This window comes from Aureimonas fodinaquatilis (assembly GCF_008369445.1).
In the GTDB taxonomy this organism is placed as follows: Bacteria; Pseudomonadota; Alphaproteobacteria; order Rhizobiales; family Rhizobiaceae; genus Aureimonas; species Aureimonas fodinaquatilis.
The window spans coordinates 68,433-86,920 of the sequence record NZ_VTWH01000006.1; the positions used below are offsets into that span (position 1 = coordinate 68,433).

At 64.3% G+C, this 18,488-nt stretch carries 21 protein-coding genes and 1 pseudogene; 2 read left to right on the top strand and 20 right to left on the bottom strand.

Going from position 1 to position 18,488, the window contains the following annotated elements; translation table 11 throughout:
* The 11 genes from trbK-alt to FPY71_RS17790 form a co-directional block, all read right to left on the bottom strand.
* Nucleotides 1–267, bottom strand: a complete 267-nt coding sequence (trbK-alt, locus tag FPY71_RS17740) for a putative entry exclusion protein TrbK-alt (protein WP_149301681.1) — start codon at nt 265–267, stop codon at nt 1–3.
* 14 nt (nt 268–281) lie between these two features.
* The gene (gene trbJ / locus FPY71_RS17745; protein ID WP_149301682.1) at nt 282–1,061 is read right to left on the bottom strand and encodes a P-type conjugative transfer protein TrbJ; all 780 of its coding nucleotides are present in this window, start codon (nt 1,059–1,061) and stop codon (nt 282–284) included.
* Nucleotides 1,058–3,550 carry a conjugal transfer protein TrbE gene (gene trbE / locus FPY71_RS17750; RefSeq protein WP_149301683.1) on the bottom strand — a complete coding sequence of 831 codons (2,493 nt, stop codon included), beginning with the start codon at nt 3,548–3,550 and terminating at the stop codon, nt 1,058–1,060. The genes trbJ and trbE overlap by 4 nt, the downstream gene beginning before the upstream one ends.
* 14 nt (nt 3,551–3,564) lie before the next feature.
* Complete coding sequence (locus FPY71_RS17755; RefSeq protein WP_149301684.1) at nt 3,565–3,846, bottom strand: VirB3 family type IV secretion system protein; 282 nt, start codon at nt 3,844–3,846, stop codon at nt 3,565–3,567.
* Nucleotides 3,846–4,178 (bottom strand): TrbC/VirB2 family type IV secretion system protein, encoded by a 333-nt coding sequence (locus FPY71_RS17760; RefSeq protein WP_149301685.1) that lies wholly within the window; start codon nt 4,176–4,178, stop codon nt 3,846–3,848. Before FPY71_RS17760 ends, FPY71_RS17755 begins: the two co-directional genes overlap by 1 nt.
* The gene (gene trbB, locus FPY71_RS17765; RefSeq protein ID WP_149301686.1) at nt 4,175–5,158 is read right to left on the bottom strand and encodes a P-type conjugative transfer ATPase TrbB; all 984 of its coding nucleotides are present in this window, start codon (nt 5,156–5,158) and stop codon (nt 4,175–4,177) included. Before trbB ends, FPY71_RS17760 begins: the two co-directional genes overlap by 4 nt.
* Before the next feature lie 146 nt (nt 5,159–5,304).
* The gene (locus tag FPY71_RS17770; protein WP_188052408.1) at nt 5,305–5,784 is read right to left on the bottom strand and encodes a CopG family transcriptional regulator; all 480 of its coding nucleotides are present in this window, start codon (nt 5,782–5,784) and stop codon (nt 5,305–5,307) included.
* Between the two features lie 10 nt (nt 5,785–5,794).
* Entirely contained in the window at nt 5,795–7,783 is a 1,989-nt protein-coding gene (locus FPY71_RS17775; protein WP_149301688.1) for a conjugal transfer protein TraG, read from the bottom strand.
* A gap of 155 nt (nt 7,784–7,938) precedes the next feature.
* Nucleotides 7,939–8,559, bottom strand: a complete 621-nt coding sequence (locus FPY71_RS17780; protein ID WP_149301802.1) for a LysR family substrate-binding domain-containing protein — start codon at nt 8,557–8,559, stop codon at nt 7,939–7,941.
* On the bottom strand, nt 8,535–8,810 hold the full coding sequence (locus tag FPY71_RS17785; protein WP_149301689.1) for a LysR family transcriptional regulator: 276 nt from the start codon (nt 8,808–8,810) through the stop codon (nt 8,535–8,537). Before FPY71_RS17785 ends, FPY71_RS17780 begins: the two co-directional genes overlap by 25 nt.
* Nucleotides 8,811–9,009: 199 nt before the next feature.
* The gene (locus FPY71_RS17790) at nt 9,010–10,578 is read right to left on the bottom strand and encodes an MFS transporter (protein ID WP_149301690.1); all 1,569 of its coding nucleotides are present in this window, start codon (nt 10,576–10,578) and stop codon (nt 9,010–9,012) included.
* Between the two features lie 159 nt (nt 10,579–10,737).
* Here FPY71_RS17790 and FPY71_RS17795 point away from each other — a divergent pair, with 159 nt between their 5' ends.
* A complete protein-coding gene (locus FPY71_RS17795) occupies nt 10,738–11,472 on the top strand; it encodes a helix-turn-helix transcriptional regulator (protein ID WP_246160712.1) in 735 nt (244 codons plus the stop codon).
* Nucleotides 11,473–11,505: 33 nt separating this feature from the next.
* On the opposite strand, the gene FPY71_RS18800 is transcribed toward FPY71_RS17795, so the two are convergent.
* The 9 genes and pseudogenes from FPY71_RS18800 to FPY71_RS17840 all read right to left on the bottom strand — a co-directional run bounded on the left by FPY71_RS18800 (nt 11,506) and on the right by FPY71_RS17840 (nt 18,065).
* Entirely contained in the window at nt 11,506–13,560 is a 2,055-nt protein-coding gene (locus FPY71_RS18800) for a relaxase/mobilization nuclease domain-containing protein (RefSeq protein ID WP_149301692.1), read from the bottom strand.
* Nucleotides 13,557–13,886 carry a hypothetical protein gene (locus FPY71_RS17805; RefSeq protein WP_149301693.1) on the bottom strand — a complete coding sequence of 110 codons (330 nt, stop codon included), beginning with the start codon at nt 13,884–13,886 and terminating at the stop codon, nt 13,557–13,559. The genes FPY71_RS18800 and FPY71_RS17805 overlap by 4 nt, the downstream gene beginning before the upstream one ends.
* Entirely contained in the window at nt 13,883–14,815 is a 933-nt protein-coding gene (locus tag FPY71_RS17810) for a lytic transglycosylase domain-containing protein (protein WP_149301694.1), read from the bottom strand. The genes FPY71_RS17805 and FPY71_RS17810 overlap by 4 nt, the downstream gene beginning before the upstream one ends.
* Nucleotides 14,815–15,147: a DUF736 domain-containing protein gene (locus FPY71_RS17815; RefSeq protein ID WP_149301695.1), complete on the bottom strand. Its 333-nt coding sequence runs from the start codon at nt 15,145–15,147 to the stop codon at nt 14,815–14,817. Before FPY71_RS17815 ends, FPY71_RS17810 begins: the two co-directional genes overlap by 1 nt.
* A 35-nt stretch (nt 15,148–15,182) precedes the next feature.
* Nucleotides 15,183–15,728 (bottom strand): S26 family signal peptidase, encoded by a 546-nt coding sequence (locus FPY71_RS17820; protein WP_149301696.1) that lies wholly within the window; start codon nt 15,726–15,728, stop codon nt 15,183–15,185.
* Complete coding sequence (locus FPY71_RS17825; protein ID WP_149301697.1) at nt 15,725–16,243, bottom strand: DUF2840 domain-containing protein; 519 nt, start codon at nt 16,241–16,243, stop codon at nt 15,725–15,727. The genes FPY71_RS17820 and FPY71_RS17825 overlap by 4 nt, the downstream gene beginning before the upstream one ends.
* Before the next feature lie 61 nt (nt 16,244–16,304).
* Nucleotides 16,305–17,381: pseudogene (locus tag FPY71_RS17830) on the bottom strand (replication initiator protein A).
* The gene (locus FPY71_RS17835) at nt 17,382–17,651 is read right to left on the bottom strand and encodes a helix-turn-helix transcriptional regulator (RefSeq protein WP_137709403.1); all 270 of its coding nucleotides are present in this window, start codon (nt 17,649–17,651) and stop codon (nt 17,382–17,384) included.
* Nucleotides 17,652–17,843: 192 nt separating this feature from the next.
* Nucleotides 17,844–18,065 (bottom strand): helix-turn-helix domain-containing protein, encoded by a 222-nt coding sequence (locus FPY71_RS17840; protein ID WP_149301698.1) that lies wholly within the window; start codon nt 18,063–18,065, stop codon nt 17,844–17,846.
* A 125-nt stretch (nt 18,066–18,190) separates the two neighbouring features.
* Here FPY71_RS17840 and FPY71_RS17845 point away from each other — a divergent pair, with 125 nt between their 5' ends.
* The gene (locus FPY71_RS17845; RefSeq protein WP_149301699.1) at nt 18,191–18,478 is read left to right on the top strand and encodes a DNA -binding domain-containing protein; all 288 of its coding nucleotides are present in this window, start codon (nt 18,191–18,193) and stop codon (nt 18,476–18,478) included.
* Nucleotides 18,479–18,488: the final 10 nt, after the last annotated feature.

Sequence of the window (18,488 nt, forward strand, 5' to 3'; positions counted from 1 at the left end):
TCAGCGCGCCTCGCTGCGGTCACGGCCGAGGAAGCGGTCGCGGGTCTCGGCCCAGACGCGCAGGCACTCGGCATCACTGGCGGCGGCTTCGCCGAGTTGCTGGCAGCGGCGTTGTTCCTCGCGCAGCGGATCGGCTGGCGGCTGGAGGGCCGGCGCGGCCGGTGACGCGGAAGGTTCGTCCTTCCGCGTCATGTCGATTGCGGTCACTGTCACGGCGATGGCGACGAACACCACGGCCCCGAGCCGAGCCAGCATCTTGCCGTCCATGGCGAACCTCCCGATCAGTTGTTGCCGTTGCTGAACATCTGCGCGTTGCCCGGCTGATAGCCGGTGCCCGGCGTCAGGAACCGTTCGCGCTGGATGCGGCCCTGCTCGGCGGCGGTCGCGCGTTCCGCCTCGGTCAGCGCCTCGGCACGGCCGGATGCCGAGATGACCGCGATCAAATCGGAAAGCTGCTGCGATTGGAGGGCAAGGAGCTGGTTGCCGGCCTGCGTCGCCTGCAATGCCCCGGTCGCGCCTTGGCTCTGGCCGACAAGCGCGGCCATCTCGGCGCGGTTGCTGTCGATATTGCCGACCGCACCTGCCTGCACGCGCATGGCGTCCTGCAAGCCGCCGACAGTGTTCTCCCAGCGCGAACGCGCGTCGGCGACGAGTTGCTGTTCGGTCGCCGAAAGCGAGACATTGCCGTATTGGTGCTGGAACGCCTGGTCGATCTGCCCGACCTCGAAAGCGATGTTCTGAGCTTGGCCTAATAGTTGCTGCGTGCGCTGGACATTCTGCTGGAGCTGCTGGAGCGAGGAATGCGGCAGGCTCGCCAGATTGCGGGCCTGGTTGATGAGCATCTGCGCCTCGTTCTGGAGGCTCTGAATCTGGTTGTTGATCTGCTCCAGCGTGCGTGCGGCCGTCAGGACGCTTTGCGCATAATTGCTGGGGTCATAAACGATGCGGCCGAAGCCGAAGAGCTGGGCATGGGCCGGGCTTGCCAGCATGGGCGACAATGCTACGGGCACGGCGAGCGCCAGCGCGAGGGCCGAGGCCCCGACGATCTTGGGATAGGTCATGGAAGAATCTCCTGTGTGGAGTGGGTATCCGGCACGGCCGGCACGGCGGATTCCGGCCGGTCGGCAAGATTGGTGAGGTTCGGGATCAGGTCGGCCGCCCAATCGACGCCGCGCTCGTGCAGCCATGCGGCGAGGAAGCCGGCGCGGCCGTGTTCGGCGACGATCTGCGCAATGAGCGTCTGGTCGGACTTGGAGGATGCGGCGCAGAGCGCGAGGCCGACTTCGGACAGGCCCAGCTCGAACAGCCGGTTGCCGCGCCGCGACTGGCAATAGTAATCCCGCTTGGGCGTGGCCCGTGCCAAAATCTCGATCTGGCGGTCATTGAGGCCGAAGCGGCGATAGATCGCCGCGATCTGCGGCTCAATGGCGCGCTCGTTCGGCAGCAGGAGCCGCGTCGGGCAGCTCTCGATGATGGCGGGCGCTATGTTGCTGCCGTCGATGTCGCTGAGCGACTGCGTGGCGAAGATGACGGAAGCGTTTTTCTTACGCAGGGTTTTCAACCACTCGCGGAGCTGGCCGGCGAATCCCTCGTCGTCCAGCGCAAGCCAGCCTTCGTCGATGATGAGCAGCGTCGGCCGCCCGTCGAGCCGGTCGCCGATGCGATGAAACAGATAGGCGAGCACCGCCGGAGCCGCGCCGGTCCCGACAAGGCCCTCGATCTCGAACGCCTGCACGTCCGCCGATCCCAAATGCTCTGTCTCGGCGTCGAGCAGCCGGCCATAGGCACCGCCGACGCAGAACGGGCGCAATGCCTGCTTCAAGTCGTTCGACTGGAGCAGCACGGCAAGGCCGGTGATGGTGCGTTCTTCAACCGGCGCAGACGCCAGCGAGGTCAACGCCGTCCAAAGATGCTCTTTCACCTCGGGGTTGATGGCGATGCCTTCGCGCATGAGGATGGCCACAATCCAGTCCGCCGCCCATGCGCGTTCATAGGTGTCGTGAATGCGGGCAAGCGGCTGGAGCGAAACGGACGCCTCGTCCCCTTCCGTGAGGCCATTGCCCAAATCGTGCCAGTCGCCGCCCATGGCGAGCGCGGCGGCGCGGATGCTGCCGCCGAAGTCGAAGGCGAAAACCTGCGATCTTGCGTAACGGCGGAACTGGAGCGCCATGAGGGCGAGCAGCACGCTCTTCCCCGCGCCCGTAGGGCCGACGACGAGGGTGTGCCCCACGTCGCCGACATGGAGAGAAAACCGGAACGGGGTTGAGCCTTCGGTCTGGCCATAGAGCAAGGGTGGTGCACCGAAATGCTCGTCCCGTTCCGGCCCTGCCCACACCGCCGATAACGGGATCATGTGGGCGAGATTCAAAGTGCTGATGGGCGGCTGGCGGACATTGGCGTAGGCGTGTCCGGGCAGGCTGCCGAGCCATGCGTCAACCGCGTTGACGGTCTCGGCCATGGCGGTGAAGTCGCGGCCCTGAACGATCTTCTCTACCAGGCGCAATTTCTCGTCGGCAATGCGCGGGTCGGCATCCCAAACGGTGACGGTGGCCGTGACATAGGCCATGCCCGCAACGTCCGCGCCGAGTTCCTGCAGGGCCATGTCGGCGTCGAGCGCCTTGTTCGCGGCGTCGGTGTCCACAAGCGCGGACGCCTCGTTCGTCATCACCTCTTTCAGAATCGCGGCGATGGATTTGCGCTTGGCGAACCACTGCCGCCTGATCTTCGCAAGCAGCCGCGTCGCATCGGTCTTGTCGAGCAGGATCGCGCGCGTGCTCCACCGATAGGGGAACGGCAGCCGGTTCATGTCGTCGAGCAGGCCCGGCGTCGTCGCGGTCGGGAAGCCTACGATGGTCAGCACGCGCAGATGCGCGTCGCCAAGGCGCGGCTCCAGCCCGCCGGTCAAGGGCTGGTCGGCGAGCAGCGCGTCGAGGTGCATTGGCACCTCGGGCACGCGAACCCGATGCCGGTTGGTGGAGATGGTGGAATGGAGATAGGTCAGCGTCGCGCCGTCATCCATCCAACGGCACTCCGGCATGAAGCCGTCGAGCAAGGCCAGCACGCGGTCGGTGCGGTCGATGAAGCCGCGCAGCAACTCCCACGGGTCCACGCCGGTCTTCTCGCGGCCCTCGTAGAGCCATGTTTCGGCGCGGGCGGCTTCCTCGGCCGGGGGCAGCCAGAGGAAGGTCAGGAAATAGCCGGACACGAAATGCGCGTCCGCTTCCTCGAAACCGGCCTTACGCTCCGCATCGACCAGCGCCGATGCGGGATCGGGAAACATGCTGTCGGGATAGGTCGCCGCCTCGCTGCGCTGCGCCTCGACAAAAATGCTCCAGCCGGAGCCGAGACGGCGCACGGCGTTGTTAATGCGGCCTGCGACAGCGACCAGCTCGGCGGCGACGGCGGAATCCAGATCGGGGCCGCGAAACTTCGCGGTGCGCTGGAATGAACCGTCCTTGTTCAAGACAACACCCGAGCCGACCAGCGCCGCCCAGGGCAGGTAGTCGGAGAGACGGGCGGCGGTGCGGCGGTATTCGGAAAGGTTCATCATGAATTGGCTCCCGCTCAAACCGTCAGAAAGGCCGGGATGCGCAGATGCCTGCGCCCGACCTCGACGAATTGCGGATCACGCTTTGCAGCCCACACGGCCGCGAAATGGCCGATGGCCCATATTGCAAGGCCGACCAGCCAGAGGCGCAGGCCGAGACCCACGGCTCCGGCAAGCGGCCCGTTCAGAATCGCGATGGAGCGCGGTGCGCCGCCGAGCAGGATATGCTCGGTCAGCGCCCTGTGAACCGGGACCGAAAATCCCGGCACCGCGTCGAGCGGTTCGAGGCCGCCCGCCATCAAACGAGCGCCCCGCCGCCGAACGAGAAGAACGACAGGAAGAAGCTCGACGCCGCGAAGGCGATGCTGAGTCCAAAGACGATCTGGATCAGCTTGCGGAAGCCGCCGCCCGTATCGCCGAAGGCCAGCGTCAGGCCGGTTACGATAATGATGATGACGGCGATGATCTTGGCAACCGGCCCCTCGATGGACTGGAGGATTTGCTGCAAGGGCTGCTCCCATGGCATCGACGAACCGGACGCATGGGCGGCCGGGGCAAGCATGAGGCTGATGGCAAAGGTGGATGCGGCGGTCGCCATGGTGCGATAGCCACGCGAAAGAGTGCGGATCATGAAAGGTCTCCTGTGTGGTCGGGGATTGCGGGGACGATGCTGTAGTCGCCGTCCGGCCCCAGACCTTCGATGTGGGCGAGTTCGGTCAGCCGGCGCGCGGAACCGCGCCCGACGAGAACGGCAACAAGGTCGATGGTCTCGGCGAGGAGCGCGCGGGGGACGGTGACGACAGCCTCTTGGATTAGTTGTTCAAGGCGACGGAGCGCGCCGATGCCTGTGCCGGCGTGGATGGTTCCGATCCCGCCGGGGTGCCCGGTGCCCCATGCTTTGAGCAGGTCGAAGGCTTCCGATCCGCGCACTTCGCCGATGGGGATGCGGTCGGGGCGCAGGCGCAGCGAGGACCGGACCAGATCGGAAAGCGTCGCCACGCCGTCTTTCGTTCGCATGGCGACAAGGTTCGGCGCGGCGCATTGCAACTCACGCGTGTCTTCTATGATGACGACGCGATCCGCCGTCTTCGCCACCTCGGCGAGCAGCGCGTTGGTCAGCGTGGTCTTGCCGGTCGAGGTGCCGCCCGCCACCAAGATATTGGCGCGGGACTGGACAGCAGCGCGCAGCGTATCCGCCTGATCGGCAGACATGATGCCCGCCGCCACGTAATCGTCGAGCGTGAACACCGCGACGGCGGGCTTGCGGATGGCAAAGGTCGGGGCGGCGACCACGGGCGGCAGCAAGCCCTCGAACCTCTCCCCGCTCTCCGGCAGCTCGGCCGAGACGCGCGGGCTGCGGGCATGAACTTCCGCACCGACATGATGCGCGACTAACCGAACGATGCGTTCACCATCGGCGGCGGACAGACGCTCGCCCGTATCGGACAGTCCTTCGGACAGGCGGTCGATCCACAACCGACCGTCCGGGTTCAGCATCACCTCGACCACGGCCGGGTCTTCGAGCAGCCGGGCGATTGCGGGGCCGAGTGCGGTGCGCAACATGCGCGCGCCGCGCGCAATGGCTTCCGGTCTTTGGTGGTTGATGGTCATGTCGGCCCCGTTTCTTCATGGGGCGCGACAGGCGATCCCCGGATCGGGGTCGATTAAGAGAGACCGAAATGCGGCCGGTTCAACAAGTATCTAAGCGGCGGCGGTGATCGGCGGCTATCGGCGGTAAATAGGATGGGTCCGAATACTTACTCTTGATCGCCGTTGCTCTCGGACTCGTCCGGCAACTGAACGTCGGGAAGTGAGTCGAGGTCACGCGACAGCTCTTTGAGGAACCTGTCGCCCGTCGCCAGACGCCGGCCGAGATTCTGCATGAAGCCCTCGAACCGCTCCGCGCCTTTCGCGCGAGCAGCGGATTGTGCGACTCCCGTAAGCGGCGGTGTGATGGTCATCCAGAAATGGATGAACTGCGCGACCGTCTCGCCGAGGACGGCGAGATCCAGGTCGAGGGTGTCGATCTGGGGGCCGAGCTTGTCCAAGCGGCGCGACATGGCTGCTTCAAGCTGGTCGGCGGCATCGCCGGACAGGTAGGACATGACCGCCGCCTCCACGATGGCGGATTTCGAGACATTGCGGCGTAACGCAACCGAGCGGCGCAGCGCCATCGCCTCGATCTGCGGAATGAGCGCGGGGTCGAAATAGATATTCAGGCGGGTTCTGGTTGCCATCGGCGTGTCCTCAAATGTCGATTCCGTCATCGGGGTTCAATGCCACCTGCCGCGCGACCATCCTCATCCGCTGGCGTATGGCGCGGGCCTTGGCCGCGTCAACGTCCGGCTCGTCGTCCACAAACTCGAACTCCTGTTCGGATGATGGTGGCGGGGCAACGATTTCCTCATGCTCCGGCAACTCCGGCTCGCGGCGGATGCCCGCATTGGCCGGATCGCCCTCGGCCCCGTCTGCGGCGGCCAGCGCGGAACGGCTTTCCGCCGGGACCACGCGGCCGGACCAGTCATCCGCGGATGGGCTGGGCGCCAGCGGATCGGCGATCAGATCGGGCGGGGTCAGGATGCGTTCCTGAAACCGCGCGTCCTCATAGTAGCGGGCCTTGGTGGCGCGGATCGGGGGCGTGCCCGCGACCATGACAATTTCGTCGGTGGGCGGAAGCTGCATGATCTCGCCCGGCGTGAGCAGCGGCCGGGCCGTCTCCTGCCGCGACACCATGAGATGCCCGAGCCATGGCGCTAGTCGGTGCCCGGCGTAGTTGGTGGAATCGCGCAGTTCGGTCGCGGTGCCGAGCGCGTCGCTCACCCGCTTGGCTGTCCGCTCGTCATTTGTGGCAAAGCTGACGCGCACATGGCAGTTGTCGAGGATCGCATTGTTCGGCCCATAGGCGCGCTCGATCTGATTGAGGCTCTGCGCGATCAGGAAGCCCTTGAGGCCGTAGCCCGCCATGAAGGCCAAGGCGCTCTCGAAGAAGTCCAGACGGCCGAGCGCGGGAAATTCGTCGAGCATTAATAGCAGGCGATGGCGCTTGCCGGAGGTGGTCAATTCCTCGGTCAACCGTCTGCCGATCTGGTTGAGGATGAGCCTGATCAGCGGCTTGGTGCGGTTTATGTCGGACGGCGGCACGACAAGGTAGAGCGTGACGGGCTGACGGCTGTCGACCAGATCGGCAATGCGCCAGTCGCATCGTGCCGTCACCCGCGCCACCACGGGATCGCGGTTGAGGCCGAGAAACGACATGGCGGTGCTCAATACGCCCGACCGCTCGTTTTCGGATTTGTTCAACAGCTCGCGCGCCGACGACGCGATGACGGGATGAACACCCGCCTCGCCGAGATGCGGCGTGTCCATCATCGCGCGCAAGGTCGCCTCGACCGGGCGGCGCGGGTCGGACAGGAAGTTGGCGACACCCGCCAAGGTCTTGTCTTTCTCCGCATAGAGAACATGCAGGATCGCGCCGACCAGCAGTGAATGGCTGGTCTTTTCCCAATGGTTGCGCTTGTCGAGACTGCCTTCGGGATCGACCAGAATATCCGCGATATTCTGCACGTCGCGGACTTCCCATTCGCCTTGTCGGACCTCCAGCAGCGGGTTGTAGGCCGACGATCTGGCGTTGGTTGGATCGAACAGCAGCACGCGGCCATGCTTCGCGCGGAAGCCTGCTGTCAGCGTCCAGTTCTCGCCCTTTATGTCGTGGACAATGGCAGATGCCGGCCATGTCAGCAGCGTCGGCACCACCAATCCGACGCCCTTGCCGCTGCGCGTCGGGGCGAAGCATAGAACATGCTCGGGACCGTCATGGCGCAGATAGTCCCTGTCGTATCGGCCGAGCAGGACGCCATCGGCGCCGAGCAATCCAGCCCCTAGTATTTCCTTGTCCTCGGCCCATCGCGCCGATCCGTAGGTGGCAACGCTGCGCGCCTCCCGTGCCCGGATGATCGACATGAAGATGGCGGCGGCGATGGCGATGAAGCCGCCCGACGCTGCGATAATCGCGCCTTCGACGAAGATCGCGGGCGCGTAGGCGTCGAACGAAAACCACCACCAGAAGAAGGCCGGTGGGTAATAGACCGGCAGGCCAACCAACTCGAACCACGGATTGCCAAGCTGCGGTTGGAAGACAAGGCGGAACGCGACCCATTGCGTCGCTGCCCACGTCATCACCAGAACGATGGTGAAGACGACGGCGATCTGACCCCAAAGGATTCGGCCTCCACGCAATGCAGGCTCCAGTCGGCAAAGAGACGGAGCCGATCAGAGAGTAGGCAAAATCGGAACAGGCAACAGGAAAGATGGTGCGGGAGGGCTGGCGGATACTATCGGCGGTAAATAGGATGGGTCGTACCGGGAGCACCGGGTCGAGAACTGGCGACAATTCAGATTGACCGGCCGGACCGACTCATCTGGCCCGCAATATCGAGAAGGCTTCGCAGAGCGGGACTGCGATTGTGCGGGGACCAGATGGCGGAAAACGGCAGAGGTTCGAGCTCGTCAAGAATTGGAAGGAATCTCACGCCGGATAAGTGCATCAGCGATGTCGCCTCGCCGACGATGGTGACGCCATAGCCCTGCGCAACCATCGACAGCAGCGTGCCGCGCTCAACGTCGAAGCGCAGGATGGACAGGTCTGGTGAAGTGCCAGCAAGGCGCACGACGATGTGGTCATGCACCTGTGGCCCGGTGCCGCCCTGACAGACTATAAACGTATCCCCCGCCAGATCGGCCCAAGTCACGCCCGCCCCATCGCCAAGCGGATGGCGCGCGGGGAGCGCGGCCAGAAGACGTTCGCGCCATATCGGTCGGGCATGACAGTCGGAAAACTCTGGCGCGCCCGCCACGAATGTCAGGTCCAGCCTGTTGGCCCGAAGCCGCATGACGCTCTCGCGGGCGGTGCCTTCGGCAATCTCAACGTCAATGCCCGGATGCTGCTCCCGGTAGCGTTCGACTAGGGTGGCGAGGAAACTGCCGGGGATCAGGGCATGGATGCCGATGCGCAGCCGGCCATGCCGGCGGTCCTGACCGCATGGTCGAGCTGGTCGATGCCGGTCGCCACCTGTTCGATGAAATGTCGGCCGGCTTCGGTCAGCCGGACGCCGCGCGCGTGACGCTCGAATAGGAGGATGCCAAGGTCTTCCTCCAGCGCCTTCACACGCGCGCTGACGCTGGACTGCGCTATGCCGAGTGCGTTGGCGGCATGGCGGAAGTTCAGGTGTTCGGCGACCGCAAGCGTCTGAACGAGTGCAGCCATAGGTATCCGGCCGCCAAGCAGCGGGGAGGAAATGTCGGCATCGGCTGTCGTTCGTAATCGCCGCCGCATCGCGCCTAGCCGGACAGATTGACTGAGAGAGAAGACAGAAGGAGAAGACCAAGAAGCTCTCTCATTCGGCTTCCTCTCTCTGGGTAGCGCAGACCGCCGAAACTGGAACTAATCATGTCTCCAATCCCTGTCAGACCTTGCGGACGTTCGCGCCCACCTTGCGCAACGTCACAGCAGAAAGCACAGCAAGCCCGCTAACGATCACCGCGCTAAAGACGGCTGCGCCTTGAAGTCCTGTGATGAACGCGGTCTGCGCTTGTTCTAGCAATCCCGCCGGCAACTCCGATGTTATGGAAGACGCCGCCCACAAGCTGTCGCTGACGGCTTCGCGCGCCGTTGCTTCAAGGTCATTCGGTAAATGACCGGCTATCGCGCGGTGATAGATCGCACTGGCAATGCTCCCTAGCAGAACGATGCCCAGCGAAACCCCAAGGTCCTGCATCACCTCCGTCATCGCAGAGGCAGAGCCTGCCTTCTCCGCTGGAGCAGCCGCGATCACCAAGTCGGTTCCCACGGCGGTGATGGTGCCATTGCCTAAGAAAGCTAGTGCCAGAGCAGCGACCGCCAACGCCACGCCAGCGGTGCCATGCCCCAATTGCGTCAGCATCAGGTAGCCCATAACCGACAGCGCCAGCGAACCGGCAACCACGAAGCCGGGCCGTATCACGCGAGCAACAAGAGACGCGCCGGTGCCGCCGACAATCATCGCCAGCGCCGCCAAGCCCATCCACAGGCCTGCGGCCAAAGGCGTGTAACCTGCCACCAACTGTAGATACTGAGTAACCAGCAACATGGTGCCGCCGACCGCCACCAAGCCAAACAGCAGCACGATCAGCGCGACCGAGAAGGCCCGATCAGCAAACAAACTCAAATCGAGCAGAGGATCGACCAACCGACATTGCTGCCTGACGAACATCCAGCCGAACAGCATTCCAGCCAAGATGGCGATAACGGCATCAAGAGCGATGCCTGATCCGGCGATTTGCTTGATGCCATAGACGAAGGGCAACATGGCGGCGAGCGAGAGCGCGACGCTGAATAGGTCCAACCTTCCGCTGTTTGGCGCGCGGTATTCAGGCAACAGAAACGGCGCGAGTATCAGCAGCACGATTACGACAGGCACCGCGATAAGGAACCCGGCCCCCCACCAAAACCACTCCAGCATCAGGCCACCCACGACTGGCCCTAATGCATAACCAATCCCCCACATCGCCACATAAAGGCCTATGGCGAGTGCGCGCTGACGCGGAACAGCAAACAAATTGCTGATAAGCGCCAACGTCGAGGGCATCAACGTGGCACCTGCTACGCCAAGGGCGGCCCGTGCCGCGATCAGCATGTTCGCACTGGATGAAAAGGCTACGACCACCGAGGCACCCGCAAAAGCGACCGCGCCAATAAGCAACAACTTCCGACGGCCAATGCGGTCGCCCAGCGTGCCCATCGTGACGAGAAAACCCGCGATCAGGAAGCCATAGGCATCCATGATCCAGAGCGCCTGCGTGCTGGTCGGCTGCAAATCGAGCGCGAGCGCCGGCAAGGTCAGGTGTAACAGCGTCAAATCCATCCCCAACAGGATCGTTGGAAGGGATAGCAGCGCCAGCCCGAGCCATTCGCGCAAGCCCGCCTTGGCGGGCGTTTGCGAGTCGGTCTCGGCTAACGCGTCGGGTTCGGAGAATTCCGTTTCTTGGGCTGTCATTACTGCCTCCTTGTCGGAGGAGGATACTCGGGGCAGAATGGCAACTGTTACAATGTTAGTAATTATCCTGTTACTAGGAGTAATACCTTGGGTGGCCGAACCCTTGCGCGCACGCGAAGCGACCTTTCTGACTTTCTGATTCGGCACAGGGCGAAGCTCATGCCGGCTGATGTCGGATTGCCGACGACCGGCGGCCGCCGCACGCCGGGTTTGCGACGCGAAGAAGTCGCCCAGCGCGCCGGCATCGGCCTCACTTGGTATACATGGTTCGAGCAGGGTCGCGAAGTTCAGGTCTCGGAGAGCTTTCTGCTCAAGGTGGCGAAGGCGCTCCGGTTGGACGATGCGGAATGCAGCCGCCTTTTTCTGCTGGCGCACCGCCGTCCGCCACCCCCGGAAGCCTATCAGTGGCCGTCCGTGAGCCCCCTGATCCAACAGATGCTGGACGATCTCGCGGCTCGTCCAGCCTACGTGCTCAACCTGCGCTGGGATGTGATCGCGTGGAACGCAGCGGCCGACGATCTGTTCGGCTTCTCCGGTCGCGAGCAGGCGGATCGCAATGTCATGCGGATGGTCTTCGCCGATCCCGATATGCGCTGTCGCCTGCCGGCATGGCAGGACGATGCGCTCAGACTGCTTGCGCAGTTCCGCGCGGACCTCGCTACGGCACCTGACGATCCCGCAATGCTCGCGCTGATTGACGAGTTGAAGAAGCTGTCGCCCGTCTTTCGACGCGGATTCGAGCAACCGGACATGGATGGCTACAGCCGCGGCGTCCGTGCCATCACTGCCCCTGACGGCAAACGTCTCGACTTCGCCCACGAGATGCTCATCGTGGATGAGCATCGGCACCTGCGCATGGTCGTCTATTTCGGTGCATCCGCATTAGATAAATGAGTTACAGCTTGTGTGGCGCGGTCGTGAAGCGGATCATATGCCCAACCCACGCTGCCGCCCCAATTGCCACGACACCGATCCGCCCTGCACGACGCTCATGACCTCGCGGCCGAGCTGGCGGTCGATAACCGGCCGCCACGGGACAAGGGTGAACTCATGGCTCTTTTCGACCACCACGAACTTGCCGCTGGATAGCTGCACGGTTCCAGTGAACTTGCCGCTGACGATCTCGCCATCAGTAGCTGCGCGGAAGGGCAAGCCTTTGCTCGTGGCAATCTCCGCGCCGATGCGGGCTACTTCGCGCTCGCACAACGGGGCGAGAAGGTTGCGGCGGTAGCAGATGCGGCCGTCCCGCGCTCGGCTGGCGTCGCCCTGTCCGATATGTTGCTCGCGGCGCTGATCCATGGCCTCGCGCACCTCATGGCCGAAGCCGGTCGGGGCAAGGTCGGCGCTCTCGCCGTGGATAAGTCGCCGGTCCAGCCAGGTCGCGCCGTCCGATCCGATCTGCTTGCCTAGATCGACCGGGGAAAGGACGCGAACGCTGGCCTGCCGGTCGCGGCCGGCATCGTAATCAGCCGCGCGGCCGACCAGATCATCGGGGATGCGCCATTGGTCGGCGTCGGTTCGCTCGACGATCCCGGCACGGCGCAATGCCTCCAGCCGGCGCACATGGGCATCGACATAGCCCTCGTAGTCACCACCCGGAACGCGGCCCTCGAATTTCGCCTGCTCCAGATGACGGCTCGGCCGGTAGATGCCGTTTTCGGCGATGGCCGTGATGGTGCGGTCGGACGGCCGGGCTGCCGCTTCGGACGGGTCGATCTCTATGATACTGCCAATGCGGGCATCCTCCAGCCGCTCGGGCGCGATGCCGGCGATGTGGTGCGTCCGCCCGTCGATCCCGTCCACTACGATTGTCAGGTCCTCGCCCAACTCGTCGGACAGATGCTTGTCCACGAGGCGGCCGACAATGGGCGTCTCGGGCGCTCCTTCATGGATTTGGAAACTCATGGGGTCGCGTTCGCCGCCCTGCGGGCCGAGCGCCTTTTGCATGGTGCGGATAATGTCACCGCGCTCGCCAAGCTCGCGCAGGGCCGGTTCCATGTCCTTGCTCAATTCCCAGACGCCGGGCGCGTGCTCGGTCGCCAGCCCCATCTTCTCCAGCTTGGCGAGCCTGAGCACGCGCAGCGTCCGCTCGAACTGCCGTTTCGGCTCTGCCGGTTCATGGCGCAGGTCGAGGAAACGGGCATCAGCTTCCTCGGACATGGCGCGGTCGATCCGAGTGAAACGGTCTTGGTCGATTTCGGCCGACAGCTTGCGGGTCTGCTCGATCTCGGTCACGGGGCCGAGTTCCAGACTGGCAAGCTCGCTGGCGCGTTCGCGCAGGCCGGCGGAAAGGTAGTCGCCGTTGATGACTAGATCCCCGCCCATGTCGTCGCGACCGTTGACGATGACATGCACATGGGGATGGCCGGTGTTGTAGTGGTTTACGGCGACCCAATCGAGTTTTGTGCCGAGGTCGGCTTCCACCTGTTTCATGAAATCGCGGGTGTAGGCCGTGAGGTCCAATAGCTCCGCGCTGTCTTCCGGCGAGACGATGAGCCTGAATTGGTGGCGGTCGTTCTTGCCGCGATCAAGGAAGGCGTCGCCATCGGAGCGGTCTTCATGGGCCGAATAGAGCTGGCCACGCTCGCCATCGCGCGAGGTTCCGTCGCGCTGGACATAGCGCAGATGCGCGCGGGCACGGCCGCCCTTCCATGCGGCCCTGACGCTGCGCTGCTTGACGATCACGCGGCGGCTTCCGGGCTGCCGGTGATGCCATTGGCCGGATATGTTCCGGGCGCGCACGAAGCTCGCGCCCCGGCCGCGCTTCACACCCTTGCCACTGGTGACCACGGCGCGGGAACGGCCCGGCGATGACGGGCGGGCGGATGACGGCATGGAAGGATCGCGGGAGGCCGCTGCCTGATGCTGCCGGGCGATCTTCCTGACCTGCGTGAAAAAGCTCTTGGTCTTACCGGCCTTCGGCGTGTCGGATCGGATGCGACCGGGCTTCGGGCGGAAGCGGTTTTCGTCGTCGGCGCTCATGGGCGCGACTCCAGCGAAAACCGCCGAAAACAGGCCGATATGGGCCTATGGTGCCGCTCGAAACCCTGCAAAGCCAAGGCTTTGCGCGAAATCGCGGCACCCGGTCCCTCAAAACCATGGTGCCGGAACCGGGCACCTAACCAGTGTGCAGACAACAATAATTTCCAGAAGCGGCCCGACATGGTGCCGTCTTCTTTAATCTTGCCCTCCGCCCTTTCTGCCTTTTCTGCCTTTTCTGCCTCTCCTGCCGGGAATCCAGCCGGGCAAAAACCTGCCTGACTGGATGCTGAAACCAGCGTCGCCGAGCGCGGGAACGCCGCTCTCATGGCGTTCCCCCATCGCTAGCGCTCGCCACGAAAATGCCGCCGTCCTGCGGCTCCGCACGGGCGGGGCCGCGCGCCGGAACGGCAGCGCGGCCGTCGCCTGATTGCGCCTCGGACGGCGGCGCGGCGGCAGCCCGCGTGTCGGCCGGGCGCATGACGAAAAGCGGTGCGTCGCGCCAATCGGGCGGCGATGCCGGTGGTTGCAACAGCGCATCCGATGGAGCTGTGCCGCCGAGGATCGGCGCAAGCGCAGCGACATAGGCGCGCGTCTCGGCCGGCAGGGTGCGGCCGGCCGAAAGGTATTCGTCATAGCGGCCGGAACCGGCATTGTAAGCCGCCAGCATCGCCGGGACATTGCCGTAGCGGTCGAACATTTCGCGCAGATAGGCCGTGCCTGCGAGGATGTTTTCACGGGGGTCGTAGGGATCGCGGCCGAGACCATAACGGCCGCGTAGTTCGGTCCATGTGCTGGGCATCACCTGCATCAATCCCATCGCCCCGGCCGACGAAACCGCCCGCACGTCGCCCGCGCTCTCGGCGCGCAGGACCGCGATGATCCAATGCTCCGGCATACCGAAACGCTGCGCCGCTTCGGCGATGTGGGCCGCGTAGGGATGAGCGGCGGCCGGACGCTCGACGGGCGCGGATTGCGCGGCCGCGACGCCCGATCCGGCGCAGACGGAAAGCGCGCCGGCCAGTATCAAGACGGCATAATGCCATGCAGTCTTGTCTCCGCTTCGACACCAGCCTGCCAGCGTGCTCGCTGCGGTCAAGGGCAAGGCGCAAGCGCCGGCCGATGGCCGCCCCTGACCTTCGCTGCGCGCGCCGGCCGTCCGGTCGCCGAGCGGGACGGAGGGATGAGACGGCTTTTCCGCGAACAAAGGGATGACGATCTTGGACCGGATGGCGGGCCGGACACGCGGGGCCGTCATTACTCGTCCTCGACTTTCCGGGGGTGCTTCCAGCGCAGCGTCCAGACGGAAGGATCGTCGTTGGACTGGAAAAGCTTGGCCCGGGTTGGGAACGGGAAGATCGGTCCCTCCAACCTCATTGACACGAAGTTGCCGGCATTTTCGCTGGAGTCTTTCCATGCGGGGCCGGCGTCCGGCCCGTCCTCGCTATCGAGGCGCACGCGATAGTCGGGTGCGTTTTTCACGTCGCTCGGCTTGGCCGGGACGATGAACAGCTTTTCGTGGAGGCCGAACGAATGAAGCTCCCCGGCATAGCCGGTTTCGGTGCGGGTGAAGGTGTCTATTTCTGCCATGGAAATCTCCTGTGGTTGGCTTTCGGGGGATGGTTTCAGTGCGTCGGCGCGCGCCACTCGTAGCGGCCGACGCCTTCCTCATCGGTCCAGAGCGGGACCGCTCGACCGATGACGGAAGCTGCGGGAGTGAGTCCGAAGTAGCGGCCGTCGAGGCTGTCGCGGACTTTCCAATTCATGAGGAAAAGCTGGTCGTCGCCGATGACGCGGCAGCCCTGCCACACGGGCAGATCGCGGCCGAGGCTGTCGCGCTCCAGCGCCTCGCCCATCTCGATCCCGTTCACCGTGATCGTGGATCGCAAGCGACAAACCCACTGTCCCGGCAGGCTGACGACGCGCTTCAACAGCGGGAGGCCGCGCGCGACATAGCCGCGCTCGACCATGAAGCCGGCGAGCGGTTGGGGCGGCATGACGGCGACCAGTTCGGATACCTCGATCCGCTCGGCCGGCTCGACGGTGTAGAAGCCGATGGGTGCGCTGGCCGTCGCGTTCCAGATGAGTTTCACGGGCCAATCGACGGCGCTGGCGGCGGCGATGCCGATGACGGCGAGCGCCGTCACCGTGAGGGTGCGGCGGCGCGTCATGGCTCGATCCTACGGCGATGAAGCCAAGCGGCATGTCGCTCGGGCGTGTAGGCGTGCGGCTCCAGATTGGCCGTCAAACGGTTGTGGACATGCCGCCAGTGTTCCGGCGAGGCGTCTGCCGCATCGAGGCCGAGCGATTCCACGGCGTCGATGGCGGCAAGCGCACGCTGCACCTTGGGCCAGCTATCGAGGCGCAACAGGATTTCGCCGCCGGGGCGCACGAAAGGCAAAGTCTGGAACGGCTCGCCGCGACCGATGGCGCCCACAATGTCGATGCGCGAAACGACAGTGCCGTGCCCGCCAGATGCCCATCGGACGAAGGCGAAGACGCTGCCCGGCGCGAAGCCGACGACGCTGCGGCGGCGGTCGATGATCTGCTCGTAGCTCTTGCGGCCGAAGCGTATCCAGTGCTCGATGTGGCGTTTCTCGAAGGTCAGCTCGACCAATGTGGTGGAGGGCGCAGGCCCGTCCGGCAGCGCACGGCCGTGCGCGCTACGATGGGCGCGACGGGTCATTGTGCGTCTCCGGCGATGTGCTGGTGGCGGTTGCGCGCGTGCGCTGCTTCAACGGCGGGCGTCATGGCTCGCCGCTCCCGGCAGAACCGGCACCACGCTTCGCCTGCGCGCGCGTCAAAGAAAAAGAGTTAGATTCTCTGTTAGATAAGTTAGCGGTCGGATTCCGCTTTTCAGACCAAAGCGTTAGCTGCGGTTCGTGCGCCTGATGTGCCGATAGTGGTGCGCCTGATGTGCCGATACCCCGTGCGCCTGATCTGCCGATGGCATTAACAGGGTTATCAACAGTGCTTGTTGACGAATTATCGGGGCGGATGCGCAGCAGCTCGCGGCCGTTTTCCCGCTCGATCTGGAGCAGGTAACCGGGAAGCTGCTGGCGGGCCGCGATCCGGCGCAGGTCGAGCGCGAAGTCAGACGGCCGCGCTAGGCTGCCGGATTTCTGATGAAGGTGCGCGACCTCGAAAATCCAGCCATGGCGCTGGTGCCCGGCGTGCTTTCTGGCGACGCGGTAAAGCCAGCGCTCGATGCCGCCAGTCAGCCGGAAATACGCCGGGTCGATGGTCAGGACCAGCGAACGGTCGATGACGCTGTTGTGGAACCATTCGGGCAGGACAAACTCCATGCCCTCCACGCGGCCCGCGCGCGTCGTCATTTCCTCCCACTCGTTGATCCATGAGAATTGCCGGCGACGCCAATGCGGGCCGTTGCGGATGGTGGTGGCGATGACGGTCGATTGCAGCCGCGCCAGCGCGGATTTCAGAAGTCAATATTGGTGATTGCCGGTCGGGCGTCCGATGGCGCGCAGCAGATGGTAGGGCGTGAACCGGACGAAGCGCGACGTGGTGAGGCCGCTGTTCTCGGCCGCGACGATCTGCGAGGCCGCCCATATCAGCACGTCGGCGTCCCATATGGTCGCCATGCCGTGCTCGGGCATCCCGAACACCTGCACCTCTATGTCGGCGGCCTTGTAGAGAATCGGCTTGGTGCGCGGGGTCTTCGCCAGCGAGAAAAACGGCCGTTCCATCAAATCGCGCTGGTCGCGCGGCGGCGCATCGCCCGTTGCGACCACGAAGGGGTCCAGGCGGCTGCGCTCGCTGTCCTCGGTCGGCTGCGCGTGGTTGTGGTCATCCTCGCGCAGCATCTAGCGCTCGTTCCGTTCTTGGGGTGTGAGCGGACGTGCGGGGAAGACGGTGCCGGCGGTCTTGTCTCGGGTGGATTTACGTTCGCCGACCGCGCTCCAGTCCTCCAGATCGCGGACGGTGTAGAGGACGCGACCGCCGACCTTGCGATAGGTCGGGCCGGTGCCGTAGGTGCGATGTTTCTCAAGGGTTCGGATGGATATGCCGAGGAACCGCGCGGCTTCCTTGGTGCGCAACAGGCGCGGCGGCAGGCCCGCAAGCGGGTTAGGCATGGATCACCTCCAGTCGGATTTGGGCTGCCTGGGGAGGCAGCGGACTGTGGCGAACCATGGCGAGGGATCGGCGGCGCGTAGCGTGCCGCATTTGCGCTTATGCGCTGGCGGCACCCCTCCGGCTGTCTAGCTGGTATCGGTTGTTTCTACCGTGCGCCCCAAAACTTGGGGCTTGAACTTCGAGGTTACCAGTTACGCCGGCTTGCAGGTCTTTTTCAGCAGTTCGGTGGGATCGATTTCAAGGGCGTCGGCGATTTGGCCAAGCACAGTTACACTGGCGGAAACGTCGGCTCGTTCGATTGCGCCGACATAGCGCATACTCAGGCCCGCGCGATCCGCGAGTTCTTCTTGCGTCAGCTTCTTATCATGACGTATTCGACGCAGATTTCTCGCCATGATCTCCTTGAGATCCATGAGATCCATGAAGAGATGGAAACCAGCATAGGAACGATCCTTCTAGGAAGGATCGTTCCTATTCGTGCCTGATCATGCTACTCACAGAGTGACTGTCGGAATTGTTGCATCGAAAGGTGGGGCTTGTGCAGGAACATCTCGAACTCGATCCCGATGTGGATGACGAAGCGCCGACCGGCAACGCCATAACCGTCTATGACGAACGGCATTTCGTGACCTATCTGCGACTTCTCGATGCGAAGGCCGAGGGCGCAGACTGGAAGGAAGTCGCGCAAATCGTGCTGCATCGCGATCCGGTGGCCGAAGAACTTCAGACACGCCGTTGCTGGCAAAGCCATGTCGAACGCGCGCAATGGCTTTCGCGCGAGGGCTATCGAAAGATTCTGGAGCAGGAGGCAGCCAACAAGGCGTGAGGTCAAAGGC